Below are 24,640 nucleotides of genomic sequence, written 5' to 3' on the forward strand. Positions count from 1 at the left end.
TCCGCCGTGCTTCACCCCCACAGCTTACACGCCGCTAAACACCGAAAAACCTCCGTCTACATTGATAACTGTACCGGTTACAAACTTTGAAGCATCACTTAATAAATACAATAAGGCACCCACAAGCTCATCCGGATGACCAAAACGCTTATACGGAGTATTTTGTATAACAAGCTTTCCGCGTTCGGTATACGAGCCATCGGGCTGCGTAAGTAAGGTCCGGTTTTGCTCGGTTAAAAAGAAACCGGGCGCTATAGCATTCATACGTATTTTATCGCCGTAACGGTTAGCAGCTTCAACCGCAAACCATTGGTTATAATTATCAACTGCGGCCTTAGCCATGCTGTATCCAAGCACTTTAGTAATGGCATGTTTTGAAGCCATTGAAGAAATATTAACAATACTACCGCTTCCGCCCTTTGCCATAGCTTCGCCAAAAATCTGTGTGGGGATAACGGTGCCCCATAGGTTGACATCCATAACCTGGCGCAGGCCATCAAAATTTAGTTTAAAAATATCGTCGGCAGGTTGTATTATTCCGCCGGGCATGTTGCCGCCGGCACCGTTAACAAGGCCGTCTATACGGCCAAACGCTTTTATGATTTTATCGCGCGCGGCAACAAGTTCACCTTCGTTCAATACATCTGCAATAAGGGTTATAGCTTTTCCGCCGGCTGCATTTACCGCCTCTGCCCGTTCGTTGGCCACAACTTCATTGCGGCCTAACACGCCTATCAAGCCGCCGGCCGCTGCGATACCCTTAATAAATGCGTCGCCTAATATACCTGTGCCGCCGGTTACTATTATTACCTTGTCTTTTAGCGAAAAATTTTCCATAAATACCATTGCAGAGAATCAAAAATATACAATTACGTAGAATATCTTAATGCACTTTACCGAAACAACCGCGCAATAATACGTGAAGGTAAAACGATTGCCTTAGTGGATATATTGAGTATGAATATTTCAGCTATAATCAACGGTTATTCAGCCATAAAAACTCCGTCAATAAACCACTGTTTGCTATCTGTAAGATGCTGCATGGGCCGGTAGCCTGCCCGGATTGCTATTTGATTTATTTCATCAACAGTATATTTCTGCGAAATTTCCATCCAGATGTAGTCGTCTCTTTTAAAGATAAATGTTTCCCCGTTAATGCATACTTGCTGGTTAATTAGGCTTATTAAGTAACTTTTGCAGGCCCCGGTCTCGGGTTCATAGTTGCAATAGTGGTCAAACTGGTCAACGTTAAAATCGGCATTAAGTTCGCGGTTAATGCGCAGCAAAAGGTTCAGGTTAAACTGTTTTGTAACGCCGCCCGCGTCTTCATATGCCGCTCTTATTACCTTAGGGTTCTTTTTTAAATCTACTCCCATAACTACGATGTCACCCGGCGATAAGTGACGGCGCATTTCGATGCAAAAATCCTGAGCATCTGCTACCGGCATATTGCCGATGTTGCCGCCCAAAAGCAATATCACCTTACGCCTGTTTGAAAGTGCCGAGGCTTTCTTTAGCATTTCAAAATATTCTCCGTTGAGGCCGTTAAGATTTAAACCTGGTATGCTCAACGGCAGTGTTTCTTCCAGATAGGTAATTACATGCGATGATATGTCAATAGGCAGATAGGTAAAATCAGTTTCCTGGTTGACTAAATATTTTAATAAATGGAAAGATTTAGTCGCGTCTCCGGCCCCAAGTTCAATAAGGTCAAACGGACTTCCATCCTGCTGTGCTATTTTGGCGAGCTCATGTGTTTGCCGGGTAAATATTTCCATTTCGCAATCAGTGGGATAGTACTCCGGACTGTTCATAATCTGCTGAAAAAGCTCATCGCCTCTTTCGTCGTAAAAATATTTTGAATGCAGCCGCTTTGGCGACGCGCGTAAGCCTTTAATTACATCGTTATAAAAATGCTTGTGTTCAATGTCAGTAAAGTTGCAGCCGCAGCGTTGTGTAAGCATGGTAGTAGAGTATTTATCTGGTATAACACCAGTAATAAGTTACTGTTCTGCCTTAAGCTGTATTACAGAAATAACAGAGCATTTTTAAATAAATTTTATAATTAATGTATAAAAACATATCTTTGCAGTCCCAAAATAAGGGATACTTAGTCAAGTATTACGGCCCGTTCGTCTAGGGGTTAGGACGCCAGATTTTCATTCTGGAAACAGGGGTTCGATTCCCCTACGGGCTACTTAAAACGCTGATTTCATACGGAGATCGGCGTTTTTTGTGTAATCGGGCAGGCTATAGTTAAAATTTAGACAACTCGAATGACGCGCTTTGAAGCTGAACGACGATTCCTCATCGTCAAGTACTCATTAACAAATTCTTGACCGAACAACCCAACAATTAAAAAGAAATGTCTGTGTTATTTGAGCGATTTTAGCCGTGATCAAACAAGTAAATTAAGACTAATATTTGTTTGCGGACAGGATTTTAGGGGTTGGTCTTAGCTTAAAAAAATGGTCTTGACATAGATTTATACACGCAAGGCGGCTCAAGTTCAATTCTTTTGTGTCTACAAAATTTTGTTATTTCCGTTGTAGCTTTTAAGGAAATCATGCTGATACGCCTTGCCGATAGGCAATTCGACATTTTTTAACCATACCGTGTTACTGTTAAAAGATAACACTTCATTCCTGTTTATTACATAGCGCTTGTTTATCCTTAGAAATTTTGAACGCGGTAATTTAGACTGGATTGTTTTGATATTCATCCAGGTAATGTATTTTTGTTCTCGTGTGTGCAATACCACATAGTCTTTTAAACCTTCAATGTATATTATGTCGCTTAAGGCTATTTTGTGAAAACGGCGGTCGGCCCGTATGTAGATATGGGAATCGGCAACATTGTCCACCGAACTTTTTTCATTGTTAAGGAGGTTATAGTAAGACAAAGCCTTCTCAACGGCCTTGGTAAACCGCTGTAACGATATGGGCTTAAGCAAGTAATCAATAGCTTCAACTTCGTAACTTTCTGTAGCATATTCGGAGTGGGCGGTAGTAAAAATAATTAATGTATTTTTAGGCACAGTACGTGCAAATTCCAAGCCGTTTATGCCCGGCATGTTTATGTCAAGCAAGATTAAGTCAACAGAGTGCTCTTGCAAAAATGCATCGACACCTTGCGGACTTTTAAAGGTAGCTAACAACTTCAAATAAGGTGTGTTACTAATCAATTGCTCCATGCCTTTCCGGGCAAGTGGCTCATCATCAACAATAATACAATTCATACGGGTATGCTTAAAGTAACATTGTAAAGCATTTCAACTTTATTCAAGTGCAAGTCGCAACTATTTCCGTATAGCAACTCTAATCTCCGGCGAAGGTTTGTCAAACCTATTCCACTATCTTTAACAGGCAAACCAGGCTGTTTTGGAATAGAGTTTTCGCATGTGATGACTAAAATTCTGTTTTGGATACTTACAGTAATTGAAACAAATGAATATTTCTCCGGATCAGCACTATGTTTCGCAGCATTCTCAACAATCGGCAGCAAAATGTTAGATGGAATGTTAATACCACTGATTTGCGAAAGATCATACTTTACTGTGTGTTCAAAGTCGTCACGTCTAATGGCTTCCAACTCAAGAAAATCCTCAATAAATCTCATTTCATGCTGCAGACACACTGAGCCAGAATCGTTTTCGTATAGCAAATACCGTAAAAATCCTGACAACTTAACAATTATATCAGATGCCTTTTGAGGCTCAGTTTTAGTCAAAACATTGATGTTGTTAAGCATATTGAAAAGAAAGTGCGGGTTGATTTGATTTCGCAGGGCTTTTAATTCACTTTCCAGCGCGCGCAGTTTGAGCTCGTTGATGGTATCTGAATCTAATACCCAACGCTGAAATAATTTAAGCGCAGTGGATGGTAATATAAAAGCAATCAGAATAATTACTATTCCAACAATATCATCAAAGAACTTTTTGGGGTTACTCTTAGGGACAATACGATGAGGCTCGGAAATTAGCAGCGTGAAGGCTTTGCCAATAAGGATACCGATTATTAAGGTTACTGTTAAAAAAAGGAAATACCGAAGGTGTCGTCGCTTGAAAAATACTTTTGGTATCAATACGTACATATTGAAATAAAATATCCCCACAATAACGAAGTAAGTTAATAAAGCTTCATAAAGGTCATAGTGGCCGCTAAATTCTGGTGAGGGTTTGCTGTTACCGATAAAAATAAGTAGTACACAAAGGCAAAATAAATGCCTTGCAACTCTGAACCGGTCACCAACTAATATCTTGATGAACGTACTATTTTTTGCTATTACAGTTGATTCTTTAATCATCATTACTACATACAGATACTAAGAACGGGATAAAAGTTTAGTGTACGTCGCGTTCTATACCAACCAATGTTTTTTTTATATCAAATTGCAATTATCAGTGGTACATGGTTTTGTATAGGATAATTCGTGATTGGTATAGAATCTTTTTTTTATGAATATACACACGTTAAATTTGTTCACAAGGTGCTCTTACCCATCAACAGATAAGCCATTAATATGAAACTGTTAACGAAATTTACGAAGTGTTCAATCGTTGTAATGTTCCTGATCGGAATGTTATCATCCTGTAAGAAGGAAATCCTGCGAAATCAAGAAAGTGCCTTAAATACCGAAAAGCTACAACTTGACACGTCTCCGGACATATCAATTCTTTATCATTCGGCAACGCCAAAACAAACAGACGCGGCAATTACTACAAAAAGCGTTGTTAACGATCCATTGCAAACCGCTTATTTACCTCAATCCGCAGCAGCTCGAAAGGACAAATTATTTATTATGATACCCGGTACAGCTACAACGCCGGACCAATATGATAAGATATGTAAAGTAGCTGCCTATAATGGGTACTACGCGTTAGCCATCGCTTATGACAATCGTAACACCCTGGAATCATATCAAGGCAACTCACCATCTCAAAATACAATCCCTGATATTTTAGAAGAGTTTCTGACAGGACAAGACGCAAGTACTAAAGTTACCATTACGAAATCGAATAGTTTTGAGAATAGAATTGTTAAGATGGTACGCTATCTGGACACTAAATATCCTACTGAAAATTGGCGAAGGTTCTTGTCAACACCTACTACCCCAAATTGGGAAAAGTTTATAGTAAGCGGACACTCGCAAGGAAGTGACCATGCTACCTACATGGCAAAGACAAAAAAATTATATAGAGTTGGCTTTTTTGGTGGCCCGGGAAACTTTCAACTTTCTGACGGGAGTTATCCTGCAGGTGCCAGTTTTCAAGGAAAAACTCCGCTTTCCGCTTACTATGGTTTCCATCACACAAAAGACACATTCAGGGCTTGGGACATAGAAAAAAACACTTGGGCAACAATAAATATCCCGGGGATGCCAAATAATGTAGACGACTATTTGGTAAATGACAACTCCCATCAGCTTAGTACATCTGCAAGTGTCAAAGACGTTCATAATTCGACCGTACAGGACGCCACGACGCCGTTGACCAAATCCGGACAGCCGTTGTACAGGCCGGTATGGGAATACATGTTCTTCAATGATAAAATAGTTGAACCATCTAAAACTTATGTAGAAGAATACTTTACCCGTGCAGGAAGCGAAGAGATTTGTGAAAAAACGATAACTGACAGTGCTGGTAAAAACATATATAAAATATACTATCCTTGTAAGCTGAACACAACTTACCCACTCGTGACCTTTGGAAATGGTACCGGACAGCTACCGCAAAAGTATACGCGTATACTTAAGCACCTTGCAAGTTGGGGTTTCATAGTAATTGACAATTACGATCAAAATACTTATAAAGGACAAAGTATTTTAGCTTCTGCTCTTTACATGATAAGCGAGAATAGCAACAAGCAGAGTCTTTTTTATGGTAAAGTTAATATCAACAGTATTGGTGCTGTCGGACACTCACAAGGAGGCGCGGCGGTCATTAATGCGCAGACTAATTTTGCAGAAAGCAAAATCCTGAAGACCATTGTGCCTGTATCAGCTTCGCCGGTAAGCTTTTTGCCTTACGATGCAGACAGAATTAGTGTGCCAGCGTTCTTTGTATCTGGAACGAGTGACTTCCTTTCACCGTTATCTGTTAACAAAGCTGCTTTTGAAAAAGTGCCAGCTAATGTGCAGGCTGTAATGGGGATGCGCAAGGGACAAGGGCATGAGGCTATTGTTGATACCTATACTGTTTCCGGCTACGTAACCGCATGGTTAACATATCAATTAAAGGGCGATCTTTCTGCCGGGAGAGCATTTAAGGACTATTATGCTGAAATTTCAAATAATCCGAATTGGAATAGCGTAATGAGGAAGAACCTTAAATGATAGTTTAGAACTATAAAAATATTATTTCGGCATAGGTGCTGAAATAGGTAAAATTCCAACGACATGGAAACTTATCATTGCATTAAGGCCTCAGTTGCAAACTGAAGCAAGGGAGGGACAACTAAAAAGTTTAAAATTACATAATAGACAAACGATGAAAAGTACATGTAAATATTGGGGAATATTTTTATTGAGTATATTTTTAGGATGCAAAAATGAAAAACAAGTTTCAATATGCATCAATGAAGTAATTACTTCATGTATTTTAGATGAGAACGGAGAGGATAGTATGGGTATTGGCATGACTATTAACAACACGTCAAATCAAGAGATTGTATTTAATGGGGCAGATTATAGCGACGGGCGAGGCTATGATTTTTATATTATAAGCAAAGACTTATATTCAGGAATTTCGAAATTGAACATAGGGAGTGGTTATCGTGATAATATATCGGGGTTTGAAAAGAAGAAAGTAGGTGTAACTATTAGTATTGAGCGATTGAGGAAAATGCTGAATAAAGAAGTTGATAGTAGGGTGTCAGATAAAAATATTTTCGATTTTATAAATGCCAAACAATATTCAATTATTTTATTATCGCAAAATCACAAGATCGCAATTTTTTCGACGGGTGAGGATTTCAAGATCTCATGTATTGGAAACAATTAGATGACCCCACTCCCGCAAGATTATTACTCGTGGGTCGCATTGTTTCAGTTTGCAAATGAATAGATTAAGGGTAGATAGGTAAAATTCCAATAACCTCCATTGATCATTTTTGATTAGTTCTGAGTCAGAATGACGTTCAAATCATATAAAAAAGGCCACCAATATAATCTCGTCGGGAATTGAACTTTAGGGCAGGCTATAGGTAAAATTCAAATAACATTGAATGGTGCTGAACAAACAATTTTAATGATGAATAAAGCGGAAACCGCTGCACATAAGCCTCAAACTAGTTCCCCTACGGGCTGCAATAAAAAAAAGCAGTAACTATTTGGTTACTGCTTTTTTATTGTGTTTAACATTCTACACACCCAACACCCAAGTCACGTCAAAAGCATCAGTCACCTCTATTAATTTTTGATTATCATCAATGGGGGCTGGCCGGCAGTTGCTGCCGTGGCAAATTTTTTTTACAAGTGTTGCCCTGTCGGTTTCATTGTCGCACCTGAAAAAAACAGAAAGATAATTGCCAATTTTTCGCCCTTCGTCATGAACCAGGTCCGAGCCATATATAACTATGTGATCAGATAATAAAGAGCCGCTGATAACAGGTTTCTCTGTATAACCATGCAAGTCTTTTTCAAATGTTTCAAATCGAAGGATGCCTCCAAAGCATTTTTGGTAAAATGTCAGCGCACTTTTACAGTTTCCCGAAAATGTGATGAAGATGCCGCTATTTGAAGTATTGCCCGCCGACATGCTATGTTACTGTGCATCGGGAATTACAGGTTCAACAAGCCTTTTTAGCTTATCCAGTGATTCCTGCCAGCCTAAATAACACATTTCAGCGGGGATAGCGTCAGGAATGCCGGTTTGTTCAATTTTGAGTTCAGTGCCGCACGAAACTGCGTTTAGCCACACCGTGGTAATCATTTCTCCGGGAAGGTTAGGGTCATCAAACCTGTCGCAGTATTTAACATATTCATTAGGCTTTATCTCTAAATATTCGCCACCGAATGAATGGCCATTGCCGGTGCTGAAATTGATAAAACTCATACGGAATTTGCCACCTACCTTGAAATCCATTTCGTGCACCCGGCATACAAAACCATAGGGCGGTATCCAGGATGAGTGTGCTGTTGGGTCTGAAAAAGCCCTGAACACCTTTTCAGGACTTGCTGTAAGTACGCGGTGTAATAAAACTGTGTTGTTTTTCATGTCTGTAAATGTTATTGTCTTTAATCTAACTATTCCTTTTTATTTTATAAATGCCTTATTTCTTAATCCATTAGGTGTGCATTTTACTGCTGGTTTGATTTGACTGTTAGGCTGTTTTGATGGATTTTGTGGTTGTAGATGTACGAAATTACCAAGATGCCTAACACCACTAGCGGCATTAACATGTAACCTATATTTTGATCGACGCACGCATGGCTAATAAATGCATAAATTAAGTTAAATGCCAACCCCGCATATGCCCATTCCTTTAACCTGCCCTGGATGCCCGGAGATGATATGGCAATAACACCAAGCACTTTGGAATATATCAGCGCGTAGGCAAAGTAATCAGGGTAGCCTAAAGGTTTTGTTCCCGCATTTACATATTCAGGCGCAAATAGTACGGTACCCAGTGGCATTACACCTTCCCATAGTATAAGTATTACAGTGGCCGCCCAAAAGATTATTTTATTAGTTTTCATGCTGTAAAATTTAGTCAGTGTTTGATAATACAAAGATGCCACGGTTTACAAGATACGGTCTGTTGTAAAAACGACAATTTTAGGGGTGAATCCCGACAAAGTATGTACCTTTAACTAAGTAACCGTTTTATGCAAGTTTCAGTTTTCGTTCCTCAATATGGTGTAATAGAAGCGATTACACCGGCATTCAGAAGCTTTAACACAGCCAACGAGTTTTTAACCGTATTCGGAAAAAAGCCCGTTTTTAAGGTAGAATATGTCGGTTTAAACGAATACGTGCCGGCCAATAACGGCGAATACACTATAAAAACTGATCGGTTAATTAAAGACGTTGCTCATACCGATCTGCTTATTATACCGCCTACGTTTGGCGACACGAATGCGGGTATACAGGCTAACGCTGAGGCGATACCATGCTTTAAAAAGCTGCATAAAAACGGGGCGAGCCTTGCCAGTTTATGCATAGGAGCTTTCTTACTGGCAGAAACGGGATTGCTGGATGGAAAAAAATGCTCTACCCATTGGGCTCACATAAACGAGTTTAAAGAGAAATATCCGTTGATTGACATTGAAGACGGCGCTGTTATTACCGAGCATGGCAACATTTACAGCAGCGGCGGTGCCAGCAGTTTGTGGAATTTAATACTATACCTTATTGAGAAATTTTCTGACAGAGAAACGGCAGTGATGATCTCCAAGTACTTTGCGCTGGATATTGGCCGGGACAGCCAGTCGCAGTTTGCCATTTTTAAGGGGCAGAAGAACCACGGCGACGAAGAAATTCAAAAAATACAGGATTACATAGAAAAAAATTACGAAGACAAAATTAGTGTTGAAGACCTGGTAAAGCTTACCACTGTTGGCCGCAGAACGTTTGAGCGAAGGTTTAAGGATGCCACAAACAATACCCCTATTGAATATATGCAGCGGGTAAGAATAGAAGCCGCCAAAAAGTTTTTTGAAGCCTCAAGAAAAAACATATCTGAAGTAATGTATGGCGTAGGCTATACTGATACCAAGGCATTCAGGGATATTTTTAGGAAAATAACAGGCCTTACACCGATAGAGTACAGAAATAAGTTTGCCAGGGTTGCAAACGAAGTGTGACGTAAACATTAACCACTGTCTGCCCCTACGGCGTTAATATCTTATAATGATATATCTTCCCTCCGGTAGTTAATTTCGCGATAAAAAAATGATCATTGCCTTTTTTTGCTGTGCTTAAGTCAATAAATTGGGTAAGCTTCCCTGATCCCTGTACGCTGTAAACCTCTCGCCCGGCAATACTAAATATACGTATATCACATTTCTCAATGCTCCGGGTATCTACTTCAAGAATAAACCGGCCGTTGGATGGGTTGGGATATGCCGAAAAAGTTATCTCAGGAGTTATTTGTTCATAAATAGATTGTGAAGGTTCGTTGGCTATTACTGCAGTTCCCGTATCGTCAGACAACCGGAAAAACAAGAAATATGAGTTAGGACTGGCTAACGGCCCTAATTCTATATGTGCTCCGCTTGCAGTGGAGCCACCTCGTATCGATGCGGCTGTACCGGGGTTTTTAACCGGTGTTATTTGGTAAACCGGGTACGCTCCTACGCGCGTGATTTTCCACTTTTGCGATGCGCTGGTGCCATGGTTTTTTAGCGATAACAGTGTGCCCGTACTACCGCTGCCCGCGTCAAGCGCTTGGCCGCTGGCGGGGTTAACAATGCTGTACTCGCCATTGCCAACGCTGGTGACCATCCATTTCATATCTTTATTAGCAACTGGCCCGAGTTGGGCCATACCAATGGATTTACTTATGCTTTTAGTGCCGGTGATATATGAGCTTATTTCATAAGTGCCGCCGGTAATGTCGCCTTTTTCCCATTCGCGTAAGTTTAAAGCATAGGAGCGGCCAAAATTGCAATATGGCGTTGCTGCTGTGGTAGTTTTTGTTGCAAGCATTGTAAGTACTACGGTGTGTTTGCCTTGTGTTAGGCCTGTGAAGCTCTTTTCCCAATAATAGTTAATTGCCCCCGACTTAAATTCATCAATAATACCAAACGAAACGCCATCAATGTAAACAGAGAACTGTCCGCCGTCCCAGTATTTACCGCCGGTTAGCTTAAGGCCTGCGCCAAAAAAAGTAAAATTAATACTGTTACCCGGTTTGTTAGTAGTGATGCTGCTGGTACCGGCAAATCCCCACCAACGTGCGGGATCGCCGTTGTTTTTAAAATTTCGCATGGGTATTGCATTGGCGTGCGCAGTATCCAGGTACATAATGTATGGCTCGCCGGCATTGTACCGGTAAAAGGGCTGCACCATTTGCCCCGGAAGGTGTGTTGACTTAAAGGCCAGTGGCTTGCCAGACACAGGTGTTAAACCAGAACCTGCCGGATATTGATAAATGCTTGCCGGATAATGTGTCCCGTCAATAGCTTTTGCAGCCATTACAACCGGCCCGTAAGTTAGTGCAACCGGGTACTCGGTTAAGGGGTTTACCTTGTTTAAAGCAAAAGTCATAGGGTATGATATTTTTACCCTATCGCCGTTAGCCCATGCATGACTTACCTCATACCAGCCGTTGGACATGGCAGGGGTGGCTATACTATTACCATTTATGCTGAATGTAGCCGCGCCGGTTAGCCATGCCGGTTTTCTGAAATACATCGTGAAAGCTTTTTTAGGATTGCCGGTCACGGTAAAGTTTATATCAGAACTTTCGGGGTAAGCGGTAGTCTGTGTCAATTTTATGCCGTTAAAGTTAACCGTAGAAGGTACGTAAAGGTTAACGTATAACCCGGCATTATCTACCTTCCTAAAGTATATCATGTTAACATATTCGGCTATAGCCTGCGGCCGTGTGCCGCTGCAGCAGGGCCACTCTTCATCCGGGCCTGGCACATTCTCTTTTACGCCATCATGTGCTTTATAATCAGAGCAATACATTACCCTGCCATCAGCCGACATGGGGATGCTGGCGCCTATGCCATTATATATTAGCTTCTCTATCCAATCGCCATATTTGCCGTCGCCCGTGATGGCAACAAGATACCCGCTTAACTTAAATGCAGCCCACGAGCCGCATTGCGTTTCAAAATGCTTTTTGGTATCAGGCAGCATTGCGGCCAGTGCTTTGGCATTGGGTTGCAGCATTTCGTTAGGTCCGTACCCACCCGTAACATAGTTCTGCTTATCCATAAAATAATTATAGCAGTTTACCAGTGTGGATTTGTAGCCGGGGTCGTTTTTTACAAGGTAGGCCGCACCCGCGCCCGCTACGGTGTTAAGGTGACTGTAAGCATGGTATGACACCCCCGGATGTCCGATAAAAGGATCTATATTATTTTTATAGTAGTTCCAGTATTCGGTATATTCCCATACCTCCGCAAAGTTTTTGTATTTGGTGTTGTTTGTTGCTATATAGGCACGGTACAGGTTTTCCGACAGGGTATACCATTCGTCGCCGCTCGCATAAGGGCGCGCCCTGCCAAGGTTTTTTGTCGCCCAGTCTGTTATTTTACTCAAGTGGTTCAGTGCGTCTGCATTTCCTCCAAATACATAAGCATCTACCAGTGCACCAACCATTTTATCATATACATAATGCCTGAAACCGCTGTTATTTTTATAATAAAAATAGCCTTCCCCGCGCGGAGACCCCGGACCGTCAATGGTTGTTGACCACTGTTTCACCAGGTAGTCGGCTTTGGTTTTGCAGGCCGCATCGCCTGTAGCCGCGTACAAGCGGTATAACCCTGATACAAACTGCCCGAAGGGATTAAAGATGTCTTTTGAGTACCATCCGCCCATTTCAGGTGCACCATTATTAATGCCATTTCTTTGCAAAAATCCTTTTAGTAATGATGCGTTATTAATGCCCAAGTAAAATGCTTTTACTTCATTCAGCTGGTCGAGCAAGCGCCCGTGCGTCAAGCGTACAGCATTTTGTGGCATAGGCGCAATAGCTGGCACACCCTTAATTTGCGCCCGGCTAACTATACTTAACAGCATTAAAGGGAGAAAAAAAGATAGGCTAGTCTTCACAAAGTAAGAGATTTAAATTATCGCGATAAATAACCGGTTTTAAAATTAGCCAACAACATATAAAAATATGTTTGATAAAGTACTATCATGCTATGTAATTTCCGTTGCTGCCCTATTTTTAATTTTTTGAATTGCCAAATTGAAATATAAAACTATTTTTGCATCGAAATATGGCCCGTTCGTCTAGGGGTTAGGACGCCAGATTTTCATTCTGGAAACAGGGGTTCGATTCCCCTACGGGCTACTTAAAACGCTGATTTCATACGGAGATCGGCGTTTTTTGTGTAATAGGCGGGCGATAGAGATCAGACTCAAGTAAGAGGACACACTAAGGCAATAACTATGCTGGTGCAACTTCTGGATACTGAGTTGGCTTGCCTAATCGTTGTCACACAGCCATCTTTATACTTGAGGGATAACACAGGAGTTGTTCAACCCATTTCTACTCCTTACCATTCAAATTAATAGTTATGAAAAAATATGATTTCTGGGTAAAAGTATCAAACTATTCAATAACCACATGTGCTATAATTTTGATTGCTAAAATGTTTTTTAGAAAATATTTGGAAGATATAATTACCCCGATTTTGTATATTGGTGGAGTGGCTGTGTTGGTATTTGCTATTTCGGAAATAATGAAATTTACCTCAAAGAAAAATTAATGAAAAGTTATTGGAAGCGATTCAGTCTTTATGATAAGGGGATAACAATATTTTTCATGATCAATCTGTTTTTAGATGTGATAAACCAAAAAGTTTTACATTCGTCTATACCGAGTGAAATAGTAGGTTATTTGTTTTGGCTTAGCCTGGGATTGGTTTTGGGCTTTAAATTATGCAAATACGAGTATAGTCGCACTTTAAGAAAATATTCAGAACTTAAACCATAGCAATTGCTCAAGTGTGTAAAGTTGAGTCCGATTTTCTTAAACCTGCGTTCCATATGAAATTTAAATCGCTCAACAAAGGGAAAAATTGTGTTCTACGTCGTAAGGCGCCAAAACATCTATCAGATCAATCCAAGGGTAGTGAATGTAGTTAGGCGTCTCAGCACGGTAAATAATAAATCCTTTAAGCTATAAAATAAGAAAGTATAGCATAGAACTTAGGAATTTTTAGGACAATCAACAGTGTATGACGCGCTCATACCTTGCAATTTGTTATTTATTTCTGCAGCACCGCGATCCATATCTCACTAAACGCATAATCTTTTTTATTTGTGTCCATTTTTGTAAAAGAAAAAGTTGGGGCATCAACAAGTTCAATATTTGAGGACGGAAGCCACTCTGAATATATGTTGGCCATAGTTTGCTGTAGTGTTGAAGGAAATGGTCCTTCATTCGGAAATATAGCCCATGAATGTGCTTCTACCGGTACTTTCTCTAATTGGCTGCTCACATTTGTTTCTGTAGTTAGTACACCAATCAAATGGGTTAAAAAGCCCTCTTCTTTCAAGAAGTGAGCATCGGCATTATAAGATACGTTAACAATTTCATAGGGGGCTAAATTTTGAAGCGCCCGCATCTCCTTCCTCTGTTCATCTGTTATACTCTGTGCAAGTTTTACTATTTCATGGTTAATGCCTTCAAATTGCATTGGCACACGTTTGCTTACACCGGCAAAATGGAATGCCGGTTTTTCCTCAATTCTAAAATCCATATTTTTTCCTCCTTTTACAGTAATGGTGAATGATAATTTGGGGAATGATCTGCTTGTTTGGTATTTAAACACCTCCGAGGGTAAAGCCCCGCCCCATTTTTTAAATGCCCGGGTAAAGCCATCTACAGACTGGTAACCATATTTAAAAGCAGTGTCGGTTACTTTTTCACCGGTTAACAAGTCCTTGCTTGCTTCAGACAGTTTTCTGTTTTTAATATATTCAGTAAGGGTTAAACCGGAAAGATGAAAAAATACCGTCCGGAAATGGTAATCTGACACTCCGGTATAATCAGCGATCATTTCCGGGGATAACTCATCAGTTAAATGCTCTTCAATATAATCTATTACCTGGTTAAGTTCTTTCAACATAATACTTCCTATTTATGCCAAAATTATTTGTGATATACTACCCGTGCTCGACTTTTTCGTGATAATTTAATCGGATCCATGTATGGATAATGTTTTTTATCGTTTACCTCGCTAACATTTTCATATCTTCCACTAAATTACCGGAGATTTTCCGCTCCGATACATGAAAAGCCTTCTATAAATACCGTCAGTTTTCTTGTATCGAATTATACGCAAAGGTGACTAAACTACTCCTGCCGCATGCCAGGATTTCTGATTAACTTTACGGCGGATATGAGTGAAGATTTTTACAACGAATTATTTAACAAGCAGCAAAATCAGGAAGCTATACCTTCTAATGATGAAATTGCTGACTGGGCACTGGCCGTTATTCACCTGCTTTATCCCGAACGGGCAGGGCACATTTATCATTCGGTTGAGGAGCTGAAAAACAAGTTCCGGCTGCTGCAAGATAAGTTGTGTGCTATAATGCGTGCAACCAAAGCCTGCCGTAACTGTAATATGCCACAGCTTGCCGAAAAATTTTTTGATGGTCTTCCGGAGCTTTACCGGGTTTTGAACACTGATATATCGGCCATTTTTCAGGGTGACCCGGCGGCACAAAGTGAATTTGAGGTGATCAGGACTTATCCCGGATTTTATGCCATTGCGTTATACCGCGTGGCGCACCAGCTTTGGCTGGATGAAATCCCCCTATTGCCCAGGATACTAACCGAGTACGCGCACTCTAAAACGGGCATTGATATACATCCGGCCGCCTGTATTGGCGAGTATTTTCATATAGATCACGGCACAGGCATTGTTATCGGCGAAAGCGCAAATATTGGCCGGCATGTTAAGCTTTACCAGGGTGTTACGCTCGGCGCGTTGAGCGTGGCCAAAGACATGGCCGGCAGTAAAAGACACCCCACTGTAGAAGACCATGTTGTGATCTATTCCGGCGCGACTATTCTCGGCGGTGAAACCGTAATTGGTCATCACAGTATTATTGGCGGGAACGTTTGGCTTACCCGAACCGTTGCGCCTCATTCCAAAATATATCACCGGCCCGATACGCCGGCTGTTAAAACCGTCTGAAATTATGGCAACACTTATTGATTTGATAGGCAATACTCCGCTGGCTGAAATACAGAAACTAAACCCCAACCCTAAGGTAAAGATCTTTGCGAAACTGGAAGGGAACAATCCCGGCGGTAGTGTAAAGGACCGGGCTTCGCTCAACATGATTCGTAGCGCAGTACAACGCGGAGAAATAAAAACAGGAACTAAGCTTATTGAAGCCACCAGCGGCAATACAGGTATAGCCCTTGCAATGATAGCCAGGCTTTTTGACCTGGAAATAGAGCTTGTTATGCCTTCAAGCTCCACCCGCGAACGTACGTTGACCATGGAAGCGTTTGGGGCAAAGGTGACTTTACTGGAAAACATCGAAACCTGCCGTGATTATGCGGAAGAAAAGGGCGCCACGGAGGGCTACTACCTGCTTAATCAATTTGCAAATGCAGATAATTATATGGCCCACTATAAAACTACCGGGCCTGAAATATGGCAAGACACTGCAGGAGAAATAACACATTTTGTGAGCGCCATGGGTACTACGGGCACCATAATGGGTTGCTCTAAGTATTTCAAAGAAAAAAATGCTGCCATTCAAATCATTGGCTGCCAGCCAACAGAAGAATCATCAATTCCGGGCATCCGGCGCTGGCCAGAAGCGTACCTGCCGAAAATTTTTGATCCCTCCAGGGTTGATCGTATAATGGACATTGACGAAGCTGAGGCAGTTAAAATGACACGGCAACTAGCCAGGGTAGAAGGGGTGTTTGCAGGCATGAGCAGCGGCGGCGCCTGTTCCGCAGCGTTAAAGCTTGCGGCCGAAATCTCTTCCGGGGTAATTGTATTTATAGCGTGCGACCGTGGCGACAGGTATTTGAGCAGCGATTTGTTCGGATAATTAAAGTTTAGGCGGCGGGATTAATGCCTGACCAAACACAGTGAATTCCAGGATTGACACGTCGGTGTTTGGAGGCTTGTTTAATATGGTAAGCTTTACAAATTTAGCCTGTGTTGCGGCTATGCGGTCAAACTCAATAGCCCGGTCTGTTTTATTTGCACTTTTATCTACCACGTTTCTATACTGTTTGCCGTCATCAGAAACATCAATTTTATACTGATAGCCCAAGCTGCTGGTTATACCTCTTTTACCTCTGTATCCTCCCTCGGCGAATATGATGCGAAACCCATCAACATTAAATGATTGTTTTGCAAAACGTACCGGGTCAATACCGATATGCGCTCTCAGGTCTATTTCCAGCCAGGGTTTGGCATCGGTGCTGTCCGCTTGCCACCATGTACGTAAATAATTATCAATGGCATATTCTGGCCCCCGCCCCGGCGTATGGCTGCTCACGTTCGTTTTTAACTTGTCAACAGATAGCGGGATAGAACCGGTTTGATTCTTTTTCAGGTCTTTATTAAATCCGGGTGCCATTTGTGGGGTTTCGGTAGGTCCAATTATAACCATGTGCCCTTCCTTGTCAAATGTTACATGGTCCATTGCAATTCTGCGCTCAAAAAAATGCCAGTTGTTTACCAGCATAGTATAAAAACACCACAGCGACCCATCAGGTCCGTTAATAATGGAGTGATGCCCGGTGCCATTTATTAAGCCGCCTTTGTTTTTTAGTACAGGGCTGGTTTCATCATAGGTAAAAGGGCCTAACGGATATTTACTACGATATACACCTACCGCGTAAGTCTTCATATCTGTACCGGGTGCCGAGTATTGCAGATAATAAGTGTCGTTATGTTTGGTCATGTAGGGCCCTTCAATCCAGCTTACATGGGTGTATTCGTTAAAAGAGCCCTGGTTTTCCCAGGCATGTGCCGGGTTGTAAGCAAAAAAATGCGCCGGCTCATTTACAAGTTTCCTGATATCGTTTTTATCGAGTTCGGCGCCGTATATCCCGCGTTCGGCCCCGCCCGAATAATATACATATACTTTTCCGTCGGTATCCATAAACAGTGCCGGGTCAAAGCATTTTAATACCTCGCCGCCTGGCCGTATAAAATCACCATATTTCTCATACGGGCCCATAATGTTTTTACTGCGGTATAGCCCGGTATGGTTCCCTGTAAGGTAAATGTAATCGCCAACAGCAATAACATGCGGTGCTATAAAATTAGTTCCATCAGAGATTACAGGTTCATGGTAACTCCAGTTAACCATATCGTCAGAAACCCAAAACAAGCCTTTTGCATCACCCCCACCTGTTGCTGCCATGTAGTATTTCCCTTTGTGAAAAATAACCTGGGGGTCGGCTACAGAGCGATGTCCCCGGCCGGGCTCCCTATTATTAAATGCTATGGCGTCCAATTGCAAGGGGTTTATATATTGAGGGGCTTGACCGGCAGAACTCAACCCATATATTAGCATAGCAACAAGTAGAGAGGGCAGTTTCATACTCATGTAGGTGTTAAGCGTGTTATTTAATAGGGTTTACTTGCGTATTGGCCATTTCAAATGTGATAAAAAAATATCTAGGTTTAGCATCTCTTAACAGCTAAACGTTAAAAAGCAGCTAAAATGAAATACATTGATATAGATAATTGGGAACGCAAAGAGCATTTTGAGTTTTTCAGCAGTTTTGACGAGCCGTTTTATGGTGTAGTAGTTGACCTGGATTGCACAGCCATATACCAATACGCTAAGGCTAATAATCATTCTTTTTACCTGTTATACCTGCATAAACTACTAATAGCAGTTAATCAGTGCGAGCCATTAAAGTACCGCATTATTGATGGCAGGATAGCTATTTACGATATTATTAGTGTTGGCCCTACCATAGCCAGGGATGATAAAACGTTTGGATACGGATATATTGATTACGACCCCGCTTTTGCAGCGTTTGTTGAGTCGGCAAATCAAGAAATAGCTCGGGTTAAAGGTGTCAAGGGTCTCGCCAATCCTTCCGCCAGGCAGGATATTATCCATTTTTCGACATTACCCTGGATAAAATTACTTCGCTGAGTCACGCCCGAAGCTTTAGTTTTCCCGATAGTGTTCCAAAAATATCGACAGGGAAAGTGAATGAACATTTAGGGAAATTATGGATGCCGATGTCTGTTCATGTACATCATGGCCTGGTTGATGGGTACCACCTCGGCGAATTTATTGGGGCGCTTGAGAATTTGTTTAAAACACCGTAAATAAACATATTCGTGTTAAACCTGTTATCATATAAAGCTTATATTATGGAGACGCAAAAAGTTGTTTCAGGTAACACCGAAGGTGATGTGTGGAATAAAATAGCCGCTGATTTAAAACCGGACGTTTTTAACTATGAAGTACAGATAAACCAGGGCACACACGTTGTTGACCTCAGCATTGACATCGATCTGGGCGGCGGTTTCGAAGGTGGGTTCGCGCTTACACTATTTAAAGCACCGGTTAGCGTATCATCAGATTTTAAGTTTGCCGTACATGACGAGGGATTCATTGATGAAATAGGAAAGTTTTTTGGGATGCAGGACGTGAAGATTGGTTACGAGGAACTTGACAGGCACTTAATAGTCAAAACTAATGATGAGAAAAAGTTACACCACATATTTTCTGATACGGAAACAAGAACAACATTAGTGGAATTGGAGGACTTTGACCTGGGCATCCACCACCATACTACCGATGCCGGCGAAAGTGCTACGCTTGAACTTAATATAGATGAGGGTATAACCGATATTGCCGTTTTAAAAAAAATATACGATGCGTTTTATACAGTATTAAGTGCGATATCATAGACGTTACAGCGAATCATCAATCAGTTTTAACGGCACCCTTACCGCTTTGGGCCGGTAAAGGTTTGGGTCGTACTTGTTATCCACACATGTTTTCACGCAGTTGCCGTAACCATTTATGCAATAGGTTAACAGCACCTCATTATTCTCATTGATAAACTCCGGGTGAAGTATGGCGGCATAGAAAAATGGCGAATGGCCTTCAAGCTTGTCGGGTATAGTATATATTAACTTGCTATTCACAAACGGACCAGTAGGCGTTTCACTTACTGCGGTGTATATACGTTTACCTAAATCACAACCCATGCTGAACTCAGCGGTAGTCATCACGTATTTATTTTTCACCTTACTTACAATATTGCTGAAGCCTTTACCCTGGGCACTCGGTGAAATTTTTTTTATGTCGGGTTGCCAGGTAGTGCCGTCCCAAAAATCCCACTTAGCAGTTGGTTTTAGTATAGGAAAGCGCGCTACATATAACTTACCGGGATCATGCCCCTTGCTTCCATAGGCATACACAAAGCCCGACTTATCATCTTTTACAAACCCCTGGCCAAAGCTTATGCCGTTAAAGTTTTGCAAAGGGGAGTAACTGATCACCTTCATCTCCGGATACTTTATTTTGGCCCAATAATCAACCGAGTTGCTCTTAAAATTCATTTCGCCTCCGTTTCCGGCGGTGAGATTAAAGCAAAAAATGTAAACAGTGTCCGTTAGCTGTATGCCGCCTGCCGGCCAAAACCAATATTGATGCCCGGCCGGGTTTTCAAACACGCTTTTATTATCCTGGTTTAAGGTTGCAGACTGTGTCCATTCCCACTGGTTTATCCCCGGTTGCAACAATGCAGCACTATGGGTATTAAACAGGCACGGTACCGATTTGGTAGCGGGGTTATACATATTAACGTAACTATCCCCAAACGTCCAAAGCACTTTACCGTTAGCTAATGGTATCGAGAATGCTCCGTCACCTGCGTTCCAACCTGTATCACGTTTAAAAAACGCTGTAGCAATACTGTCATTGACCGCTTTACGAGGCAAGGATGACATCTTGTTTTGTGAAAAACAGGTATTGGCCGTAATAATAAATGCAATGGCTAAAAAAATTTTCATCGCTGCAAAAGAATAAAAATATCATAGGATAGCGGTGTAACATTTTCATAAATAATTAAATAAACATTTGTGAAACCAAAAGGTTACATATATATTTGAAACCAATTGGTTACATATAAACTTAAAAAGTACTTGATATGAATAACGAACCTTTTGTAATAGAGCGGGTATATAACGCCCCGGTTGAAAAAGTATGGCAGGCCATTACTGATAAAGATCAAATGAAGCAATGGTATTTTAACATCCCCGCCTTTGAACCAAAATTGGGCTTTGAATTCAGTTTTGAGGGTAATGATGGGGATAAGGTTTTTGTGCATTTATGTAAGGTCACCGAAGTTAACTATTTAAAAAGACTGGCTTATTCATGGGCATATGCGGGATTTGATGGCTATTCTGTAGTTACATTTGACTTATCGCCAGAGGGAGATAAAACCAAGTTAAAGCTTACGCATGCGGGTTTAGAAACTTTTCCGCAAGACCACCCATCATTTGCAAAAGCAAATTTTTCTGCCGGGTGGACCGAAGTTATTGGCACGTTACTGCCAGGTTTTGTTGAAAAGAATTAAAAAATGTTAACAGGACGCTTATGGTTTACCATAAGCGCCTATTGTAAAAGCGCGGTTACATTAATGTAACCGCGCTTTTTATTTGTGTGATAAACCATTTGTATGCTTGTAAATACAAATAAAATATAGTAATTATGCAATCGATTGCAATTGACGATTTTGATTATTTCGGAGCCGTTATTTCGATCGCTTTTATAAAACATTAAAAATAACCAACATTACCAACCATTAATGAAACGTAACAGATTATTAATTTTATCCTTAATTGTTATTTCGTCTTTTATTATAGCCATAGGATGTAAGGTTAGAAAAAAGGAAGAGCAAAAGACAGGAGATACCAACGCGGCGTTACCGGCAGATAGTGCCGAGGATGACAGTAAGTATAGCGGAGTGCTTTTTAATGAAAACATCCGGCGAACAACCGCCCGTACGCCCGAAGAGGAACGGCTTGGTTTCAAACTGCCGCCCGGATTTGAAATACAGCTTTTTGCATCAGAACCTGAAATCGGTAAACCAATCAACATTAGTTTTGACGCGAAAGGACGCATGTGGGTATCGCAGTCATTTGAATATCCGTTTGCCGCTAAAGCACCTAACAAACCTAAAGACCGGGTTACCATACTTGAGGACACAGACGGAGACGGCCGGGCTGACAAGTTCACCCATTTTAACGATACCCTAAACATACCGATAGGCATACTCCCGGTTGTTGACGGCGCAGTATCTTTTAGCATCCCCAATATTTATCATTTTACCGATAGCAACGGCGACGGAAAAGCCGACGCAGGCAAAAAGATGTTTGGCCCGTTTGGTTATACCGATACTCACGGAATGGTTAATAACCTCCTGCGCGGATTTGACGGATGGATATATTCATGCCATGGTTTCACTAATCATTCAACTGTTTCGGGTGCCGACGGCCATACAATTACCATGAATTCGGGCAATACCTTTAGGTTCAAACCTGACGGTAGCCGGATTGAGCATCATACGCATGGACGTATCAATCCCTTCGGTTTAGTGTATGACGAAATGGGTTACATGTACTCTACTGACTGCCACACATCGCCATTGTACCAGCTTATACGCGGCGGCGATTACTACCAATGGGGTAAAGATGTTGGGATGGGCTTTGCGCCGGATATGAAACCAATGCAAAATGAGGCAACAGCGCTTGCAGGCATAGGGTATTATGCTGACGTATTGTTTCCTGCGACTTATCAAAAAAACTTTTATATAGGTGACGCAGTAGCCAGCCGCGTATACCGTAACTCGTCAACCAATAAAGGGTCAACACCGATAGGAAAAAAAGAAGCGGATTTTGTAAAGAGCCAGGATCCATGGTTTCGCCCGGTTGATGTTAAAATGGGGCCGGATGGTGCAATTTACATAGCCGACTTTTATAACAGTATTATTGGTCACTACGAGGTGCCGCTTGACGACCCGCGTCGCGACCGTGTTCGTGGCCGTATCTGGCGTATTACCTATAAGGGTATGGCCAATAAAAAAACTGACTTAAGTGTTGCCACGCTTGACGCGTTACTTGCCGCGCTTGATATGCAGAACATGCAAATACGTATGCTGGCAGCTGATCAGATAGCTGACCGGATAGGACAACCTGCTGTTGCAGCGCTGAAAAATATCATTAAAAAGAAAAATACCAGCCCTACAAAATATATCCACGCGTTATGGATACTGCAGCGCTTAAATGCCCTGAACACTGAGGAAATCAAAAATGCGGCTTCGGCAAAAGATCCGCTGATACGGGTGCATGCCATGCGGGTGTTGCTTGATCGTAAACCGGATGAAAAAAATATTTACGCGTTGTTGGTTAAAGCGATTAAGGACGCTAATCCTCACGTACAAAGGGCTGCTGCCGAGGTATTTGTAAACTATCCTGATACAAAATCGCTCCAACACATATTAGCGTTGCGCGCTGCAGCGCCGGCCGACGATTCGCACATGATTTATACTGCCCGTTTGGTTACCCGTAATATTTTGCGGAATGCACATGTTATGCGCGAGGTAGTTGCCAAACAATGGAATGATACCGATGCCGGCAATATCGCTGATGTGCTGGCCGGCGTTGAATCAGAGCCGTCAGGGGCATTCCTGGCAAAATACATGGAAAATCATAACGTTTCTGCAGATAAAGTACCAGCTACCTATCAGCAACTCGCACGTTTTGCTGATCAATCGCAACTGGACAAAATAATTAATAAGGCCCGTCAAAAATCGGCAGAAGATATAGAACTCGGCTACCTTACTTTACAAGGGGTTAGGCGCGGTTTAGCGCAACGGGATGCCCGCGAAACAGATGCCGTAAAGCAATGGGGCCGTGAATTGGCTAAGGCGTTGCTTGACAAATATCCCGCTGAAAATCCGTGGACTTTTGACGGGGTTGACCGGCAGAACTTTGCTATTGGTGTTGCCGGCGATTTTCAATTGATTGAACTGGAACCCCAACTTAAACGTTATTTGGCGCCCACGTCAAAAACGGTAGTTAATACACAGGCTAACGCGTTAAAAGCGTTGCTTAAAATATCACCTCAGCGCGGCGCTGCTCTGGCATCAGAACTATTACGGGATCCTTCAGTGGGCATGGAATTAAAATCAAGGGTTGCCGGCGCGTTAAACGACCTGACAGGTACGTCTGATAAAGCGGTACTGGCTTCGGTGAATAAAGCATTGGCTGATGTAAATAACGCCCCACCCGATCTGCAGTCCAGCATCATCATATCCCTGGCTACGTCACCAGAGGGCAAGGATATCATCTTTAACAAAGTGCGCAAAGGCGAGTACATTTCACGTATACTGGTGCAGCCTAAAGTTGAAGAGCGCATACTGATGGGCATAACTCCTAAACAGAAAAAAGTTTACCAGGAGATTATCGCTAATGTAGAACCGGTGAACGCCGAACGCAATAAAATTATAGCCGAACGTGTTTTGGCATTTGCCCAAAACAATCTAAAAAAGAACCTTCCTTCGCTTGATTCGAGTAAAATAGTGTTCACGCAAAACTGCGCAACCTGCCATAAGATAAATGGAGAAGGCGGTAATATAGGGCCAAATCTTGATGGCGTAAGCAAATGGGGACCGAATAACCTGGCAGAAAAAATATTAGACCCTAACCGGAATATTTCAGAGGCATTTCGTAATTATACGATTAAATTAAAAGACGGTAAGGTGCTTTCGGGCTTATTCAGGCGCGAAGAAGGCGCGGTAATAGTTTTTGCCGATATTGCCGGCCAGGAATTTACCGTAGCCAAAAAGGATATAGCAGAACGTACCGCTGCAAAATATACACTTATGCCAGATAACTTCAGGGATAAACTGTCGCAGCGTGAGTTTGATGCCGTTATAAATTATTTGCTGAACCCTAAAAGCTAAATTCGATAACATAAAGTAGT

Annotated in this window: 22 protein-coding genes and 2 tRNA genes; 13 read left to right on the forward strand and 11 right to left on the reverse strand. The window is 41.8% G+C overall.

Annotated features, from left to right (window positions below):
• Positions 1–24: 24 nt before the first annotated feature.
• Together DJ568_RS09695 and DJ568_RS09700 are read right to left on the reverse strand one after the other, a co-directional pair.
• Positions 25–846, reverse strand: a complete 822-nt coding sequence (locus DJ568_RS09695) for an SDR family oxidoreductase (RefSeq protein ID WP_233496670.1) — start codon at positions 844–846, stop codon at positions 25–27.
• 137 nt (positions 847–983) lie between these two features.
• Entirely contained in the window at positions 984–1,964 is a 981-nt protein-coding gene (locus DJ568_RS09700; protein ID WP_114005079.1) for an L-histidine N(alpha)-methyltransferase, read from the reverse strand.
• Positions 1,965–2,125: 161 nt separating this feature from the next.
• On the opposite strand from DJ568_RS09700, the gene DJ568_RS09705 reads away from it, so the two are divergent.
• Positions 2,126–2,197: transfer RNA gene (locus DJ568_RS09705), tRNA-Glu, on the forward strand.
• A gap of 327 nt (positions 2,198–2,524) precedes the next feature.
• Here the strand turns inward: DJ568_RS09705 and DJ568_RS09710 are convergent.
• Both DJ568_RS09710 and DJ568_RS09715 read right to left on the reverse strand, forming a co-directional pair.
• Positions 2,525–3,238, reverse strand: coding sequence for a LytR/AlgR family response regulator transcription factor (locus DJ568_RS09710; RefSeq protein WP_114005080.1), 714 nt, complete (start codon positions 3,236–3,238; stop codon positions 2,525–2,527).
• Positions 3,235–4,308, reverse strand: coding sequence for a sensor histidine kinase (locus tag DJ568_RS09715; RefSeq protein ID WP_114005081.1), 1,074 nt, complete (start codon positions 4,306–4,308; stop codon positions 3,235–3,237). Before DJ568_RS09715 ends, DJ568_RS09710 begins: the two co-directional genes overlap by 4 nt.
• 270 nt (positions 4,309–4,578) lie before the next feature.
• On the opposite strand from DJ568_RS09715, the gene DJ568_RS09720 reads away from it, so the two are divergent.
• Positions 4,579–6,333, forward strand: coding sequence for a BPSS1187 family protein (locus DJ568_RS09720; protein ID WP_158534912.1), 1,755 nt, complete (start codon positions 4,579–4,581; stop codon positions 6,331–6,333).
• 154 nt (positions 6,334–6,487) lie between these two features.
• Positions 6,488–7,000 (forward strand): hypothetical protein, encoded by a 513-nt coding sequence (locus tag DJ568_RS09725; RefSeq protein WP_114005083.1) that lies wholly within the window; start codon positions 6,488–6,490, stop codon positions 6,998–7,000.
• A gap of 360 nt (positions 7,001–7,360) precedes the next feature.
• Here DJ568_RS09725 and DJ568_RS09730 read toward each other — a convergent pair whose 3' ends face one another.
• The 3 genes from DJ568_RS09730 to DJ568_RS09740 form a co-directional block, all read right to left on the reverse strand.
• On the reverse strand, positions 7,361–7,756 hold the full coding sequence (locus DJ568_RS09730) for a VOC family protein (protein WP_114005084.1): 396 nt from the start codon (positions 7,754–7,756) through the stop codon (positions 7,361–7,363).
• Positions 7,757–7,762: 6 nt separating this feature from the next.
• A complete protein-coding gene (locus DJ568_RS09735; protein ID WP_114005085.1) occupies positions 7,763–8,215 on the reverse strand; it encodes an SRPBCC family protein in 453 nt (150 codons plus the stop codon).
• Between the two features lie 83 nt (positions 8,216–8,298).
• On the reverse strand, positions 8,299–8,697 hold the full coding sequence (locus DJ568_RS09740) for a DoxX family protein (protein WP_114005086.1): 399 nt from the start codon (positions 8,695–8,697) through the stop codon (positions 8,299–8,301).
• 129 nt (positions 8,698–8,826) lie between these two features.
• On the opposite strand from DJ568_RS09740, the gene DJ568_RS09745 reads away from it, so the two are divergent.
• Positions 8,827–9,804, forward strand: coding sequence for a GlxA family transcriptional regulator (locus DJ568_RS09745; protein ID WP_114005087.1), 978 nt, complete (start codon positions 8,827–8,829; stop codon positions 9,802–9,804).
• A gap of 25 nt (positions 9,805–9,829) precedes the next feature.
• On the opposite strand, the gene DJ568_RS09750 is transcribed toward DJ568_RS09745, so the two are convergent.
• Positions 9,830–12,730, reverse strand: coding sequence for a beta-L-arabinofuranosidase domain-containing protein (locus tag DJ568_RS09750; protein WP_147238741.1), 2,901 nt, complete (start codon positions 12,728–12,730; stop codon positions 9,830–9,832).
• 172 nt (positions 12,731–12,902) lie between these two features.
• On the opposite strand from DJ568_RS09750, the gene DJ568_RS09755 reads away from it, so the two are divergent.
• Both DJ568_RS09755 and DJ568_RS09760 read left to right on the forward strand, forming a co-directional pair.
• Positions 12,903–12,974: transfer RNA gene (locus DJ568_RS09755), tRNA-Glu, on the forward strand.
• Positions 12,975–13,200: 226 nt separating this feature from the next.
• Positions 13,201–13,392, forward strand: coding sequence for a hypothetical protein (locus DJ568_RS09760; RefSeq protein WP_114005089.1), 192 nt, complete (start codon positions 13,201–13,203; stop codon positions 13,390–13,392).
• A 501-nt stretch (positions 13,393–13,893) separates the two neighbouring features.
• Here DJ568_RS09760 and DJ568_RS09770 read toward each other — a convergent pair.
• Positions 13,894–14,757 (reverse strand): AraC family transcriptional regulator, encoded by an 864-nt coding sequence (locus DJ568_RS09770; RefSeq protein WP_114005091.1) that lies wholly within the window; start codon positions 14,755–14,757, stop codon positions 13,894–13,896.
• A 240-nt stretch (positions 14,758–14,997) separates the two neighbouring features.
• On the opposite strand from DJ568_RS09770, the gene DJ568_RS09775 reads away from it, so the two are divergent.
• Both DJ568_RS09775 and cysM read left to right on the forward strand, forming a co-directional pair.
• Positions 14,998–15,834, forward strand: a complete 837-nt coding sequence (locus tag DJ568_RS09775) for a serine O-acetyltransferase (RefSeq protein ID WP_394339543.1) — start codon at positions 14,998–15,000, stop codon at positions 15,832–15,834.
• A 4-nt stretch (positions 15,835–15,838) separates the two neighbouring features.
• Complete coding sequence (gene cysM / locus DJ568_RS09780; protein WP_114005092.1) at positions 15,839–16,711, forward strand: cysteine synthase CysM; 873 nt, start codon at positions 15,839–15,841, stop codon at positions 16,709–16,711.
• On the opposite strand, the gene DJ568_RS09785 is transcribed toward cysM, so the two are convergent.
• A complete protein-coding gene (locus DJ568_RS09785; protein ID WP_158534913.1) occupies positions 16,712–18,220 on the reverse strand; it encodes a family 43 glycosylhydrolase in 1,509 nt (502 codons plus the stop codon). It lies immediately after the preceding gene.
• A gap of 123 nt (positions 18,221–18,343) precedes the next feature.
• On the opposite strand from DJ568_RS09785, the gene DJ568_RS09790 reads away from it, so the two are divergent.
• The 3 genes from DJ568_RS09790 to DJ568_RS09795 all read left to right on the forward strand — a co-directional run bounded on the left by DJ568_RS09790 (position 18,344) and on the right by DJ568_RS09795 (position 19,554).
• Positions 18,344–18,787, forward strand: coding sequence for a CatA-like O-acetyltransferase (locus DJ568_RS09790; protein WP_199560946.1), 444 nt, complete (start codon positions 18,344–18,346; stop codon positions 18,785–18,787).
• 89 nt (positions 18,788–18,876) lie between these two features.
• Complete coding sequence (locus tag DJ568_RS17625) at positions 18,877–18,966, forward strand: hypothetical protein (protein ID WP_394339544.1); 90 nt, start codon at positions 18,877–18,879, stop codon at positions 18,964–18,966.
• 45 nt (positions 18,967–19,011) lie between these two features.
• The gene (locus DJ568_RS09795) at positions 19,012–19,554 is read left to right on the forward strand and encodes a hypothetical protein (RefSeq protein WP_114005381.1); all 543 of its coding nucleotides are present in this window, start codon (positions 19,012–19,014) and stop codon (positions 19,552–19,554) included.
• A gap of 3 nt (positions 19,555–19,557) precedes the next feature.
• Here the strand turns inward: DJ568_RS09795 and DJ568_RS09800 are convergent, their stop codons facing one another.
• Positions 19,558–20,664 (reverse strand): DUF4185 domain-containing protein, encoded by a 1,107-nt coding sequence (locus DJ568_RS09800; RefSeq protein WP_114005094.1) that lies wholly within the window; start codon positions 20,662–20,664, stop codon positions 19,558–19,560.
• Between the two features lie 137 nt (positions 20,665–20,801).
• Here DJ568_RS09800 and DJ568_RS09805 point away from each other — a divergent pair, with 137 nt between their 5' ends.
• Both DJ568_RS09805 and DJ568_RS09810 read left to right on the forward strand, forming a co-directional pair.
• Complete coding sequence (locus DJ568_RS09805; protein ID WP_114005095.1) at positions 20,802–21,230, forward strand: SRPBCC family protein; 429 nt, start codon at positions 20,802–20,804, stop codon at positions 21,228–21,230.
• A gap of 231 nt (positions 21,231–21,461) precedes the next feature.
• Complete coding sequence (locus DJ568_RS09810; RefSeq protein WP_114005096.1) at positions 21,462–24,620, forward strand: PVC-type heme-binding CxxCH protein; 3,159 nt, start codon at positions 21,462–21,464, stop codon at positions 24,618–24,620.
• Positions 24,621–24,640 lie beyond the last annotated feature (20 nt).

The sequence above is a fragment of the Mucilaginibacter hurinus genome, from assembly GCF_003324525.1.
Lineage (GTDB): Bacteria > Bacteroidota > Bacteroidia > Sphingobacteriales > Sphingobacteriaceae > Mucilaginibacter > Mucilaginibacter hurinus.